General features: G+C 44.0%; 14 protein-coding genes and 1 tRNA gene. 2 read left to right on the top strand and 13 right to left on the bottom strand.

The annotated features are described in order from the left end of the window. Positions 1 to 468 precede the first annotated feature (468 nt). The 4 genes from FEM33_RS13550 to FEM33_RS13535 form a co-directional block, all read right to left on the bottom strand. Entirely contained in the window at positions 469 to 813 is a 345-nt protein-coding gene (locus tag FEM33_RS13550; RefSeq protein ID WP_139012540.1) for a four-helix bundle copper-binding protein, read from the bottom strand. 471 nt (positions 814 to 1,284) lie between these two features. Further along, a complete protein-coding gene (locus FEM33_RS13545; RefSeq protein WP_229214237.1) occupies positions 1,285 to 1,947 on the bottom strand; it encodes a DinB family protein in 663 nt (220 codons plus the stop codon). 658 nt (positions 1,948 to 2,605) lie between these two features. Next, on the bottom strand, positions 2,606 to 3,529 hold the full coding sequence (locus FEM33_RS13540; protein WP_139012539.1) for a helix-turn-helix domain-containing protein: 924 nt from the start codon (positions 3,527 to 3,529) through the stop codon (positions 2,606 to 2,608). Between the two features lie 11 nt (positions 3,530 to 3,540). Beyond that, on the bottom strand, positions 3,541 to 4,404 hold the full coding sequence (locus tag FEM33_RS13535) for an SDR family oxidoreductase (protein ID WP_139012538.1): 864 nt from the start codon (positions 4,402 to 4,404) through the stop codon (positions 3,541 to 3,543). 193 nt (positions 4,405 to 4,597) lie between these two features. Here FEM33_RS13535 and FEM33_RS13530 point away from each other — a divergent pair, with 193 nt between their 5' ends. Then, a complete protein-coding gene (locus tag FEM33_RS13530) occupies positions 4,598 to 4,897 on the top strand; it encodes a hypothetical protein (protein WP_139012537.1) in 300 nt (99 codons plus the stop codon). Between the two features lie 83 nt (positions 4,898 to 4,980). On the opposite strand, the gene arsB is transcribed toward FEM33_RS13530, so the two are convergent. The 7 genes from arsB to FEM33_RS13490 all read right to left on the bottom strand — a co-directional run bounded on the left by arsB (position 4,981) and on the right by FEM33_RS13490 (position 11,512). Further along, positions 4,981 to 6,027, bottom strand: a complete 1,047-nt coding sequence (arsB, locus tag FEM33_RS13525; protein ID WP_201747746.1) for an ACR3 family arsenite efflux transporter — start codon at positions 6,025 to 6,027, stop codon at positions 4,981 to 4,983. Positions 6,028 to 6,043: 16 nt separating this feature from the next. Beyond that, entirely contained in the window at positions 6,044 to 6,541 is a 498-nt protein-coding gene (locus FEM33_RS13520) for a GNAT family N-acetyltransferase (protein WP_139012535.1), read from the bottom strand. After that, positions 6,541 to 6,954 (bottom strand): arsenate reductase ArsC, encoded by a 414-nt coding sequence (locus FEM33_RS13515; RefSeq protein ID WP_139012534.1) that lies wholly within the window; start codon positions 6,952 to 6,954, stop codon positions 6,541 to 6,543. Before FEM33_RS13515 ends, FEM33_RS13520 begins: the two co-directional genes overlap by 1 nt. An 18-nt stretch (positions 6,955 to 6,972) precedes the next feature. Then, entirely contained in the window at positions 6,973 to 7,542 is a 570-nt protein-coding gene (locus FEM33_RS13510; RefSeq protein WP_139012533.1) for a DUF6428 family protein, read from the bottom strand. Between the two features lie 46 nt (positions 7,543 to 7,588). Further along, on the bottom strand, positions 7,589 to 7,918 hold the full coding sequence (locus tag FEM33_RS13505; RefSeq protein ID WP_139012532.1) for an ArsR/SmtB family transcription factor: 330 nt from the start codon (positions 7,916 to 7,918) through the stop codon (positions 7,589 to 7,591). Positions 7,919 to 9,427: 1,509 nt separating this feature from the next. After that, positions 9,428 to 9,500 (bottom strand) — tRNA-Thr (locus FEM33_RS13495). A gap of 107 nt (positions 9,501 to 9,607) precedes the next feature. Beyond that, positions 9,608 to 11,512 carry a DUF349 domain-containing protein gene (locus FEM33_RS13490; RefSeq protein WP_139012530.1) on the bottom strand — a complete coding sequence of 635 codons (1,905 nt, stop codon included), beginning with the start codon at positions 11,510 to 11,512 and terminating at the stop codon, positions 9,608 to 9,610. A 104-nt stretch (positions 11,513 to 11,616) separates the two neighbouring features. On the opposite strand from FEM33_RS13490, the gene pdxH reads away from it, so the two are divergent. Next, a complete protein-coding gene (gene pdxH / locus FEM33_RS13485) occupies positions 11,617 to 12,258 on the top strand; it encodes a pyridoxamine 5'-phosphate oxidase (RefSeq protein ID WP_139012529.1) in 642 nt (213 codons plus the stop codon). Positions 12,259 to 12,328: 70 nt separating this feature from the next. Here pdxH and FEM33_RS13480 read toward each other — a convergent pair whose 3' ends face one another. Together FEM33_RS13480 and FEM33_RS13475 are read right to left on the bottom strand one after the other, a co-directional pair. Beyond that, entirely contained in the window at positions 12,329 to 13,615 is a 1,287-nt protein-coding gene (locus FEM33_RS13480; RefSeq protein WP_139012528.1) for a citrate synthase, read from the bottom strand. 308 nt (positions 13,616 to 13,923) lie between these two features. Then, complete coding sequence (locus FEM33_RS13475; protein WP_139012527.1) at positions 13,924 to 14,382, bottom strand: CobD/CbiB family protein; 459 nt, start codon at positions 14,380 to 14,382, stop codon at positions 13,924 to 13,926. Positions 14,383 to 14,417: the final 35 nt, after the last annotated feature.

Raw genomic sequence — 14,417 nt, 5'->3', positions numbered from 1 at the left:
AAAGATCTATGCTTATCAGTTTGTTACAGGAAATTGGTCTGCTAAGTTTATGGATTCATCTAGTTTTGTTACAGTGATTTTGGGCTGGATTTGTACTAGGGATAATTTGTATTATGTCAAACTTTTAGAAGAAAAGAATACTTAGAGTAAGTCAATTTTTTGAAGACTTGTTCAAGTTGCAGCATTTGTTGATATCTGGCCAGGTTGGGGGCTAAGGCACTTACTGAGATGATTACAACGTACACGAATGTTGAAAAATCATATATGTAAATTTTGTCTATAATGCCCCTGTTAAATATTAATTGTGGGTGGAGAACCAAATACAGACTGGTTAATGACAAAGTCCATAAGGTAGCAAACATGATAACATTCCCCTTTTCCAAGTGTTTTTAAGTTACAAGATGTACTCTTTAGACAAAAAAAGGTAACCGTTTTGATTACCTTCTCGCATTCTATTTCTAATTTGGATTAAACAGGCGTTGCCATTCCTTCGCATACGCTGGCACAGTTCCGGCAAGCTTCTGCACACTGGCGGCAATGGTCCATACCCATTTCAGCATGTTTTTCACATTCATCGGCACATGCATTACACGCATCTGCACAAATACGGCAAAGGTGTGCACTGAAACTACTGCCGAGGCTCATTACTTCGGCAGCACTTCGACAAATGGCAGCGCATTCCAGATCAAGCTGAATGCACTTTGCCATATGCCCTACGTGCTCTTCTTTCAAACATTCCGTTGCACAATAACTGCAAGCAATGGCGCATGCCACGCATGCATCGATACATTCTTTGAATTGTTGATTTGCCATAAAATTTAAGGTTAGATTGATGGTTAATTATTTCGGTTAGCCAGTAGCCTGGTCTGGAAATCGGCCGTTTTTTTTGTTCTACTCTTCAATGATTATAGAAGCTAATTCTTTCAAGCCAGCATCCTTACCCATTAATAAATGTATTTGTACCGTTTGGCCATATGGGGTTGTCATTTAAGGAATAGATAAATTTACTGGCATTTAGTTAGGTATGATTTTAAAACAACTATGCCGTCAGTGCACATAAGATTGATCAATCGGCATTACTTTATTTCACCCTTAACAGCTTGGCATGAATAGCAACTACTATTATGGATGCACTAATCAGAATTGCCATTTTTGGAGGACGCAAAGAGAATGGTGTAAATGGAGAAGGACTATTGGAAGAGATTTCAGTGACAAAACTGCCCGCAAAATCGACAACTGATGTTGTGCAACAGCCACAAGGTTTATTTAAGACAACAATGTTATTTATCTGGTTAGTCTTAGGCCAAAATCATAAGGGTGATCAACGACCCGCCGAAGAATGCCAATCTGTCCGCAGTGATACATCGTGTGTTTGATATTCCAGTCAATTGCTTCAAATTTTGTTGTTGCAATCGGGTGGGCAGTAGGGGTTGGTTCCAGCGGGTTATCCAGATCTTGAATGGATAATGTTCCTAATATTTCCAAAGACTTTTGTTGTATGATTTTCAGATCCTTCAGCAGTGTCAGGGCATTGGTCTTACCCACGGAAAGGGCAGGAGCTGATGTTGTAAAGAGCTCACTGTATTCTTTGATTGGGAGGCTTCTGAGCATATCGGTTTGATGTCCTCTGATCACCATTATTGAATGAAAGTAATGGCTGATAATTAAATGCCCGACTTGCCAGTTCATGTTGGATTCAATCGTATCGGGTATGATTTCCCATTTTTCGAAGGGAACTGCTTCAAGGAGTTTGTTTGTCCACTCGTAAGCATTTGCAGTCTGGTTAATCAAAATTTCGATCTCTGTCATTGGAATATAGAAGGGTTTAAATGGTATTTCACCCGGCACGATTGATGCACAAAGTATTAAAATTTTGCGAGATCCGAAACGGCGTAAGAAATGCAGAGCAACGCTATTGAGAAAGTGATCAAAAGTTCTTTCTCCCATAACCTCGAGTATTTGACAGTTATATCTTTCATAAACGTTTGCTCAATTAACGATTCTTACTAAGCCGTCGCTTTGGAGTACGCAGAAACAGTGGTTGTTCTATAATCTGGCAGGTGATGACAAACACACCTTTGGAGCGGAATGAAGCAAAAAAACTCTGATGTACTTTTTTTAAATACCGCAAGCTGTACATTTCTTCCGACTCTGCACATACAACTGACCCCATGTTGTGATAGACAATAATCTGATATTCTGTTCATATACATTGAAAGAAGATGGCAAGTGAAAGTATTACTACTGGGAAATAAGTACGATTAAGGATTAGGAAAGTTTGCCAAGATTGTGATGATTCAGGTATCCATTCTGTTTTAAACGGTCTACTTCTTCCTGAGTTGTTTCTCGCTTATTGGTTAATGCAATATCTGATCGGCCAGATGGGATAGTTCAAGGTAATGCTTGCTGTCCGGCTCTGTCACATCTTTAAGGTTTGTTGCTGAACCGGTCCAAAGCTGTAATATGTTTCATTAAGGTCGCTGTAAAAAATATTATTACAGTCAAGGGCACACTTATACATGAGAAATCAAGATGCGAGAATATATAAACTAGTAGTCGACGACATAATATGTACATCAATGTGAAGCAATGGTCTCGGCAGTCCTTAATTGAACGATTGTCTGAATGCTGCTGGTGAATAATTAGTTTTAGTCTTGAAGAATTTACTAAACGACTGGGCATGCTCAAACCCTAACTGAAAGGCAATCTCGCTGACTGACAGGTCAGAAGTGGAAAGCTTTTGTTTTGCCAGCTCAATAAGCTTGTCTTGTATAAAATGCCTGGTGCTTTGTCCTGTTAATGTAGTCAGCAACCTGCTTAGATAATCAGAAGACAGATGCAGGGCTTCTGCCAGCGACTCAACAGTGGGGACGCCCCGGGTAGCTAACACGTCGTCTTTAAAACGTTCGGCCAATAATGTTTCCACCCGCTCTAAAATGGAATGCCCTGATACCCTGCGCGTTAGGAACTGGCGTTGGTAAAAGCGCCCGGCATACGTAAGTAACAATTCCAATTGCGCGATCATCACCGGGTGGCTGGATGCATCCATATTGGCATGATATTCCTGCTCAATTTGCTGTAACAGGCTTACTATCAATGCTTCCTCTTTGTCGGAAAGATGCAGCGCTTCGCGCAGATGATAGCCGAAGTATTCGTATTGATTTATCTTGACTGACAAAGGCGTGTTTAATAAGAAATCAGGATGGATCAGTAGAAGCCAGCCGGTATGTTTAAAATCCTCTTCGGTTGCAGAATCAATCGAAAGTACTTGTCCAGGTGACATAAAGACCATTAAGCCCTCATCAAAATCAAAATCCTGCTGACCATATTTTAACTTCAACTGGACGTTTTTCTTCAGCGCAATCGTATAGAAATGATGGCTGATGCTTTTCGGCCCTGTACCTGGCCGGGCTTTGATATCTTCAAATCTTACCACGCTGATCAGTGGATGCACGGGCTTGGGCAGCTCCATCAAACGGTGGTATTCATTGATTGTACGAATGTGCCTTGGCGCTATAACTGACTTCATGTTAAGATTGTCTACAAACCAAATAGTGCTTTCAAACCTTCCCTCAGTGAAACAGGCGGTCGCCCAATTGTGCGGGCGAGGTCATCAGTCACTTCGGATTCCTGCCCATTACGAATATCAGTATTAAAATCGGTAATCTTTTTCACTACAGCTGCGGGAATACCTTTCTTTATCAAGATCGCTTCAAAAGCCGGACTTTCAACCGGTGTGTAGCTTACTTCTATTCCAGACAGGTCAGTCAAAGCGTGGGCAATGTCATCAAACGAATATGCCATACCGCCTGTAAACTTGTAAGTCTTGTTTTGGCAGCCCTCATTCAACATAATCTTCGCAATTGCTTCCCCCATTTCCTTTCGAAGCGCAAATGCAACTTTACCCATTCCGGCGGATTGGATAATGCCTGTCTGGAAAACCTGTCTTCCAACAAACAACGGAATAGCATCCATGTACAAGGCATTGCGAAATATTGTGTAACGCAAGCCGCTTTTCCGGATGTAGTCTTCGGTGGCAAAGTGGTCAGCCATCAAGGGGTTTGACAAAGTATCCTGGTCTCTCAGGGCGCGGCTTGTGTACGCAATTCCGGAAACACCTGCCCTTTTAGCCGCATCTACCACATTACGATGCTGCTGCATTCTGTCGCCTTCATCGCCCGCTGAAATCAGCAATACCATTTCAACTTCCTTCATGGCATTATCCAGCGAAGGGATATCGTCGAAATCACCCAGGTAAGCCAAAAAACCTCTCGCCTGAAATGAAAATCGTTTTTCCTCATTTCTTGTCAGAATGGCAATGCTGCTGGCTGGGATCCTCTTCAAAAGCGTTTCGATCACGGCACTGCCCAAGGAACCAGTCGCGCCTGTTACTAATATTTGCATAGCATTTTGTTTAGATACAAAGCAAAATTCCGCAGATAACAGCATAACTAAGTAGCCAAATCCGGCCTTATTGTAGTGTAATCCAGCGTTTATCTGCTGTTAGCTCTCAAACAGGCGGAAGTATCAGTATCTTATCCCATTGCAGATCTGATGGAAGAACCCTTTCAGCAACTGCAAGCGTTGTTTTGATTTTATGGGGTACGGCTGGTTGGTGTATGAGTTGGTTTGTTTTTGGCAACACTTAGCTTTGGATGTTTATGCTGGACGGATGATGCAACAAGCTTTTGATGAGACTTATGCCATTTTGCTGAAAAGCTATCAAACAGGCTATCAGATCAGCAACCAGGAGTTAGCCCTGATTCTTTACCTAAGCCTGAATTGGAAGCTATTTTATATGGAATTACACACGACCCATGACCAGTTTTATGATTTTATTCAGCCAAACCAGTTACGGGCGTATACCGGCTTTCTGAGGAATCTTGTTCAAACTTAACGGAATCAGCCAGATGAAGACAAGAAGGCAACAATGGCCTTTTTTGCTCATCAGCATAACGACATACGTATGTAAACAAAACCTTATTTGGAAAAGGTGCGCTGTTGTCTTACGGCGAAATTGACCATCAGGATCAGCACCGGCACTTCGATCAGCGGCCCGATGACTGCCGCAAAAGCAGCCCCGGAATCAATGCCGAACACAGCAATCGCCACCGCAATGCCCAATTCAAAATTATTGCCCGCAGCCGTGAACGCCAGGGATGTGGATTTAGAGTAGTCCGCGCCTGCGCGCTTTGAGAGATAGAAGGCAGAGAAGAACATGATCAGAAAATAAATGGATAAGGGAAGGGCAATGCGCAGTACATCCAATGGGATGCTCACAATCAGATTCCCTTTCAGACTGAACATCACCACGATTGTAAACAGTAATGCAATCAGGGTAATCGGACTAATGGCTGGCAAAAACTTTTTTTCGTACCAATGTTGACTGAATAACCGGGTCAGTATTTCCCGCGAGATAATGCCGGCCAGGAACGGAATGCCCAGATAGATAAAGACGCTCTGCGCTACTTCCCCGATGGTTATATCAACTTGGAATCCTTTCAGCCCAAATAATGGCGGTAGCAGCGTTACGAACACGTAGGCATACACTGAATAAAACAGTACCTGAAAAATGCTGTTGAATGCTACCAGCCCGGCCGCATACACGCGGTCGCCGCCTGCAAGGTCATTCCAGACGATCACCATTGCAATGCAACGAGCAATACCGATCATGACGAGACCGGTCATGTATTCCGGTTTGTCGGGTAAAAATACAACCGCCAGGCCAAACATCAGCAATGGTCCCACAATCCAGTTTTGCAGCAGTGAAAGGCCAAGAATTCGGGTGTTCCGGAATATCTGTGGAAGTTCCGAATAGCGCACTTTGGCAAGCGGCGGGTACATCATCAAAATCAGCCCAACCGCTAACGGCACGTTCACGCCCTGCGCATCGGTAGCGCCTGAATTAAACTGATTGATGAAACCGGGTGCACCAGGGAACAAATACCCGATGGAAACACCCAAAAGCATGGCAAGGAAGATCCAGACCGTCAAATATCGGTCAAGAAATGAAAGCTTTTTTTTCATTATAAATTGTTGATGATTAATCATTACCAGCTACCAAACTGCGGCGTTCAAGCAGTATTACATCGCGCCAGATCCCATTCCGTTTTCCAAGCTTCTCGCGGTAGCCGACTTTCCGGAAACCATGCCTTTCATGAAGTGCAATGCTCGCCTTGTTTTCCGGAAATACTTGTGCTTGCAATGTCCAGAAACCGAGTGTTTCACTTACCGATACCAGGTCTGATAAAAGCGCCCGGCCAATGCCGCGCCCGTGAAACTGCGGATGAATGTAGATGCTTGTTTCAGCCACGCCGCCATACACACACCGGCTGGAAACAGCAGACAGCAATGTCCATCCGACAACGTGGCCGTTTTCTTCGGCCACAAGCTGCGGCTGGGCAAGAAACTTTGCTTTCAGCGCATCGATTTCCGGCGCGCCGGTTTCGTATGTCGCATTGCCGGTATCGATGCCCAGCTGGTAAATCAGCTTTACCAGCGGCCAGTCAGCTTCTGTAAGGGGGCGAATGACGAAAGCCATCAGATAGTCAGTTTTTGATGAATAAATTCGCGGCTGTACTCCTTGATTTCATCCCGGACCCTGCGGAATGATGATACGAGATCTTCACCTTCGGTATGGCCAGGGTCAGAAAAGCTATGGTGGATCAGTTCACCGGCTGATGGGAAATAAGGGCACTGTTCACGTGCATTATCGCAGACGGTGATCACATAGTCGAACGCAATGCCGGTATATTCATCGGCATGGTTTGACGTATGATGCGAGATATCAAGACCATCTTCGGCCATTACCTGAACAGCAACCGGGTTTACACCTTTGGGATCTACACCGGCGCTATATACTTCTGCGCGGTCACCTGCAAAATGCTGTAAATACCCTTGCGCCAATTGGCTGCGGGCGGAATTGCCCGTGCATAATACTAAAATTCGTTTCATAAGATCATTGATTGATAATTAGCAACATCCGGAACCTGGTTTGCATGCAGCGCCATCAGCACTGGCAGCTTGCAATTCTTCTTTTTCAGGAGCCGGGCCACAGCAGGAGGCAGCCGCAGGACCCGTTCCGCATGATTGATCGCGCATTAGTGCTTTGCACTGCGTGAAGTCCGCAGCCAGATTGACAATGAAGCTATCACCTTCAGGCAAAAGTTCAGCCGGGTACATTTGGCGCATATCAAATTTTGAATTGCCAAACTCGATTTTTACAACCGCATCCGGTTTAAGCGGTAACGACTTTTCGACCAAGTCTACAATTTTGAGAGCTTTGCTGACCAGCATCGAGTGCTCGGTTTCACTGACAGGCGGCTCCCACAATTGCACGATTATCTCCGTCCAGCTGTTCATTACACCACCGCAATCAACCGAAACAATCGGAGCCTGTTTAATCTCGGTGATGTGAAATGATCGGTCCACAAACTTGCCTGCTGCATATTGAAATTGCAGGTGCAGGCCAGGATTTTCTTCAAGCGTGCTTTTGAAGGCCTGCCAGGACATTGGATTCAACTGATTGATTATAGCTTTCATTGTTATAATGTAATATTGCGATTGATTAGCTCAAAAAAATACCCGTTTAGTTACAGCAGGTCACTCCCTCAAAGGATTCCAGGATTGAGCCGAATGCTCGCCGCGCTTCCTCCCAAACAGCGGGATTGATGCAGTAACATACGCGGGGCGGGTTAATCTCTCCCTGAATGATGCCGATCCGTTTTAGCTCTTTTAAATGCTGAGAAACAGTAGCTTGGGCAAGTTCCAGTTCATCTACCAGGTCACCGCAAACGCATGCTTTACGTGCTATCAGAAGCTGCAAAATCGCTACTCTTGCCGGGTGCGAAAATGCTTTTGCCAGATCCGCAATGCGGTTCTGCTGCTCAGTGAATATTTCTGTTCTCGTAACTCCCATGCTGCAAACATAGCATAAAAATACCATATCGCAATATTGCGATAAGTATTTAATTGATGGTATAGATGCTATCTATCAGCTATTTGAGTCCGTAAAATCGGTAGCTTTACAGGTATTAATTTATCTAGTGTGAAGCGCTACTGAAATCAGATAGCCGAAAGTAGTATCGAAGTAGTTTTGCAAGTGCACTTGCAAAGTCTCGGCAATCCATGGACACAGAATTGTCAGGGTTTGGTCCGGTTTGATAATAATGATACCATGCAAGTAATAATCGATATACAGAATATTTTACGTCTGGCGCGGCAACAAGCCTACCGTAGTGTTAACGTCACCATGGTAACTGCATACTGGTTAATAGGAAAACGTATAGTGGAAGAGGAGTAGCAGGGTAATGCCCGTGCTGATTATGGAAGGGCGATGATGCAAACACTTTCTGAATCCTCAAATCATCCGGGCCGCGTAAAGCGGCATTACGATATTGGTGGGAAGTATTGGGTTTTTTAAGTCTAAATACATTAAAAGGCAATCCAGTCCGTATTCTGACAACTCCTCAGATCGGTAAGTTTTCGTAAAGTGTTGGTGGTTTCACAATTCTTCATATCCATCACGCTGATAATTTCGTCCATAATCGTATATCAACAAGTACATTTTGCCAAAAGTCGGTCCGTTGGCTACAATCCTGACAGCCTGATTACGCTGTATGCGAGTAGCGACCTCACTAAAAATTACAATGCCCTTAAATATGATCTTTTAAGAACCGGATACATCCAATCCATGGCCAAAGCTTCCAGTTCAATGAGCTGGGTTAATAGTGACTTTACACATTTCAGCTAGGATGGGAAAGATGCTGGTAGCAATGTTAGTATCAATGTAATCATGGCAGACTGGGACTATGAAAAGACAGCTGGAATTGAGCTGATTGCCGGGCGATCTTTTGTTAACAATACAGCACAGACAGTGCCGCTGTGATTCTAAATGAAGCCGCATTGAAGCTGATCAATTATGAGGATCCGATCGGAAAAACAATGAAGCTGAGCGATCAGACGCTTACAATCATTGGCGTGACCAAAAATGTTTTGATGCAAAATCCTTTTGAAAATGTTAAACCAGCCGTGATCCTGTGTATAGCAACTCATAAATGTACTTTTGCTCCACATCCGTAATTTTAGGAAGTTCTTTCCCTCTGGAAAAATTTCGTAAGCAGGCTTTCCGGTAAGATTGGATAAACTTTGCATCCTTTTCGTCTAGCAAAATGCCAGTAGCAATCAGGCGTTGTGTTCCATTGAAGTAAATGAAGTACTTAACCGATAGTACCCCTTTGCCACAACCGCGGCGGTCAAAAAAAGTGATGGTGTGAGAGTTGTTTGCTGCATAATCTTTCAGATTTACAAGACATTCAGCTAACCTCGTCGTAGGTGAGTAGGAATTACATTGCAACATTCATTGCAACACTGGGTCAAATATAAAAAAAGCACTTAACATTAAGATGCTAAGTGCTTGATTTTTTAGAGCCCCCAGTCGGGATCGAACCAACGACCTACTGATTACAAGTCAGTTGCTCTACCAGCTGAGCTATGGAGGCCTCTTTTTTGATACCGTTTCTTAATCCGTTATCATGGTGCAAAACTAGTATTAAACACCATTCGTTGCAAGCCTTTCAGCCAATATTTTTAAACTTTTTTTTACGTTTCAGATAGCCTCCTGAATAATAGACAGTTGGTGTTTCAAATCTTCCAGCTGATTTAAGGCATTATTTATTTTACGCTCAAATTCTGCCTTCAGACGATCTGAAGTTTTAGACTTTGCAAAAAATTCAATGTTGTTCTGCCACAATGCAATGTCATTTTCCAGCTGAGTAATCTTGCGTTTGAAATCACTTTCCTTCCGGTAAAGCCCTCTGCTGTTATCGCCATCCCTGACCAGCTCAACTTCACTTTCAAGCACAGCCTGTTCTTTTTCCTTGGAAGATAACTGTCCGATTGCACTGACATACGTATTGATGGCAGCAATGTAACGTTTCTGAATCGACTGCATATCTTTCTTCGGAACGAACCCGATGGAGTTCCATTCACTCTTGAATGCACTCAGCAAATTAAGGGACGATTCGTCCTTGCTTTTAGCTGCTGCCTCAATTCGTTCGATCAGATCGGTTTTGCGTTTCAGGTTGTTTTCGAATTCGTCTTCAACTTCCTTGTTTTTGGCGCGCTTCTGGTTGAAAAATGCGTCGCAGGCTTTTTTGAAGCGATCATAAATGGTATCCTTGAACTTTTCAGGAACCTGGCCGATGCCTTTCCATCTCTTTTGCAGTTCAATGATTTTCTGCGTGGAACCCGGACTGTCGTCGCCGCTTGCAAGGATGGCTTCTGCCTCTTCGCAAAGCTGGTTTTTCAGTTCAAGGTTCTGCTCACGTTTGGATTCCAGCTGACGGAAAAATTCACCTTTGTTGTTAAAGAAAGTCTTTAATGCAGCCCAGAATTTTTTGCTGAGTTCTTTTCCTTCCTCACGCGGCATGATGCCTTTCAGCGCAACCCACTGATCCTGAAATGCCATAATTTCCTTTGTTTTGGCATTCCATTCCTTTATACTTCCTGAATTGTAAGTCGTAAAAGGTTCAATGGCTTCATATATTTTCAGCTTCTGGTCATAATTTTCCTGCATGGATTTCTTCTGCTCCGCAAACTGTCCGCGTTGTGCGTTGTAAAGAACATCCATGGCTTCCTTGAACCGCTGCCATAATTTTTCCTGATCTTCTTTCGGGGCCGGCCCCAAATGCTTGTAATCTTCAAAAATGTGATTGGCTTCGGCAAGAATTTCCTTAGTCATCGGACGGTTTTCCAGTGATTTTCCAAGTTCTTCCACTTTCTCGCAAAGTTCTGCCTTCAGTTCCGCATTGCGGCGCCTGTCAAGCTCCTTTAATTCAAAGTAAATGTTCCTGTTGCTGAAATACCGGTCGATGAGTGCGTTGTAGGTAGCCCACAGCGTTCCGTTATGCGGCGAAGCAATATTTCCGGCCTGCTTCCATTCATCCTGAATTTTCTTGAACTCTTCCCAGCTTGATTTAAGTCCCGAAGCATCCGTTTCGCGGTTGCCTTCATCTTCGAGCAAGGTGCGGAGCCTTTGCAGCAGCGAGGTTTTAACATTGAAATTCTTTTCTTTTTCCCGTTCCTGCCCTTGATAATAAGCGTTTTTAAGGCCTCTTATCTCACGGCTGAGCGAGTCTATTTTCTGCGTTTCCGCATCATATTTATATTCGAAGCCTTCTTCACTGCCATTATCGGCAATAAATGCGCTCAATGCCGCTTCTCTGTCTTTCTGTTTGATCTGATCAAGAACAGGGCGTATGCTTCGCACCACTGCTTCCGATTTTTTTAACTGAGCTGGTTTTGAACCTTCACCGTTAATGGATGCCAGCTCATTTTCTAGCAAATTCACCAGCTGCTCCTTAGACAGCTGACTATAATCAACGTCCGGCACCTCTTCCTCATGTTCTTCGGTCAACTCGTTGTTAAGATCAATTTCAAGGGTGTCAATCGTTTTTGGTGTCAGGTCTTCCTGCTCTTCGCTATTGACCCCTTCCTGTTGTTCTTGTGCCATCGTAATTCTGGTTTCGTCTGTACGTATCTTATGGATTACAAATCTAATAATCTTTCCTCTGAAATGGCTACTTTTGGTTTCCTAACATTGAACATATTCCATCCATGGATCATAATATTGCCAAAATTCGTCATGATTACAATTTAAAAGGATTACTTGAGAGCGATTTGGAGCCTAATCCGCTCAATCAGTTCAGATTGTGGTTCGGCGAAGCGCTTAGTGCAGGCGTTACAGAACCGAACGCCATGACGCTGAGTACTTTATTTAACGGCCGGCCTTCTGCAAGAATTGTATTGTTAAAAGATCTGGATTCAGAAGGTTTTACATTCTTTACCAATTACAACAGCAAAAAAGGCAGGGAAATAGCATCCGAGCCGCAGGTTGCCCTTACATTTTTCTGGAAAGAATTCGAAAGGCAGGTCCGGATTGAAGGAAAAGCTGAAAAAACGTCCGATCAGGAATCCAGTGAATATTTTGCTGTTCGCCCGCGCGGCAGCCAGATCGGTGCATGGACGTCTTATCAGAGTGAAGTGATTGAGAACCGCGCTTTTCTGGAAAACCGGACCAAAGAGGTTGAACAGGAATTCAGCGGCCGGGAAGTGCCGAGGCCGCCACATTGGGGCGGTTACCGCGTTATTCCGGATTATATCGAATTCTGGCAGGGTAGGCCAAGCCGTCTGCACGACAGGCTGAGTTACGTCAGGTCGGAGGACGGTTCCTGGCTGATCGAACGTCTTTCGCCCTGATCATTATTTCTGTAATAAAGCAAATGCCCGGATTCCGGTCCGGGCATTCGTTTTACAGGTATTTATAAAATCATCCTCTTTCGCTGATCGGCACGAACTCTCTTTTCGGAGCGCCGACGTAAATCTGGCGCGGACGGCCAATGGGCTCTTTGTTTGTACGCATTTCTTTCCATTGTGCAATCCAGCCCGGCAAACGGCCGATTGCGAACATTACCGTAAACATATTGGTCGGAATACCCAATGCACGGTAAATGATTCCGGAATAAAAGTCAACGTTCGGGTACAGCTTGCGGGAAACGAAGTATTCATCTTCCAGCGCCGCTTTTTCCAGCTTTTGAGCAATTTCCAGGATCGGATCGTTAATGCCCAGTTTGTTCAGGACATCATCTGCGGCTTTTTTGATAATACGTGCACGCGGATCAAAATTCTTGTAAACACGATGCCCGAAGCCGAACAGACGGAATCCGCTGCTTTTGTCCTTGGCCATATTGATGTACTTCTGCGTATCGCCGCCGTCATTTTTGATGGCTTCCAGCATTTCGATCACTTCCTGGTTTGCACCTCCGTGAAGCGGGCCCCACAGCGCACTGATGCCCGAAGATATGGAAGAATAGATATTCGCCTGAGAAGAACCGACCAGCCTTACTGTTGAAGTGGAGCAGTTTTGTTCGTGGTCTGCATGCAGGATCAGTAATTTGTTCAGAGCAGCGGAAACCACCGGGTCCACGTTATACTTGGCGACCGGCAAGGAAAACATCATGTTCAGGAAGTTGGAACAGTAATCCAGATCATTCTGCGGATAATTGACCGGGTGTCCCTGCGATTTTTTGTACGACCACGTGGCAATAGTCGGCAATTTGGAAAGCAGCCTGATGATATGCAGCTGTGTAACTTCCTCCGTATTGTCGTCCAGTGTTTCCGGATAGAAGGCGCTCATCGCACTGACAAGCGAGGAAAGCACGCCCATCGGATGCGCATTGACCGGAAATCCTTCAAAAATCTTGCGCATATCTTCGTTAACGAGCGTATGCGTTCTTATTTCATGTTCAAAATCAGCAAGTTGTTTCTCGGTCGGAAGTTCGCCGTAAATCAGCAAATAAGCGACTTCAAGAAACGATGACTTTTCTGCCAGATCTTCAATCGAGTAACCTCTGTAATTCAGTATTCCTTCTTCGCCGTCCAGAAAAGTGATTGCGCTTTTCGTGGCGCCCGTATTTTTGTAACCTGCATCAATCGTTATATACCCTGTCTGGTCGCGTAACTTGGCTATATCTATCGCTTTTTCGTGTTCACTTCCTTCTGTAATGGGAAACTCGTACTTTTTACCATCAAGGGTTAATTCGGCTATTTGGGACATATTATAAGAATAAAATTAAAAAGGTTAATGACAAGATAATGTAAGTCAGGCCATGTCAATGCAAAGATTTTTTTAGTTACTGATTTACTTATCCAATAAATTAATTTTGTGTTAAATGAAATCAGGAGTAACCATTTCCTGATCCGACACAAGCCGCAATATCTTAAAAAACTGCGTACTTTCTATTATAATCCGTGTATTATTTGTGAAAAATGAGAGGCAGGGCAATTATATCCTGCCAATGCACTGATCAATGATATAATTCAATCGAATGTAGAAAAAGGCCAAATGTTACAAAGTGCATGGTTTCAGACGGATGTGCTTTCCGGATTGCTTTTTTCCGGGCCTGCGTCCGGTACTGTTTTCGGAACCAGCAGTTTCCTGATCAGATAACGCCCGTACATTCCGCCCAGAATCACCGGCAGAAGATGCGCGCCGTATATAAAGGCCTTGCCCGTAATGCGGTACGCAAAGCTGGAAAACATCGTGTAAACATAAACCAGCCAGAAAACCGCAAACCCAACAAGTGCTGCATAAATGATCACTGCCGTATTTCTTTTTACAAAGCGAAAAACAGCTTCGCAGATCAGAAGGGAAATAATAACTACGATCAGAACTGTTGCCAGTGCGCGTGGAAAATCCTTGATATAGCTGTGCTTGTAAATCAGGATGCCCAGTTTTCCGATCAGATTGGGATGTGCAAGCAGATACGCATCGGTAATGCTCAGGACCAGCAAAAGTAAAAGGCTGCTTATTTTTTTGTTCATATTGAAATCAGTCGTTGATAAATCCGTAGTTCCCA

This window comes from Dyadobacter flavalbus, from assembly GCF_006149045.1.
Lineage (GTDB): Bacteria > Bacteroidota > Bacteroidia > Cytophagales > Spirosomataceae > Dyadobacter > Dyadobacter flavalbus.
Note: the sequence above shows the minus strand (reverse complement) of the source record. Positions and strands in the feature narration are given on the sequence as shown.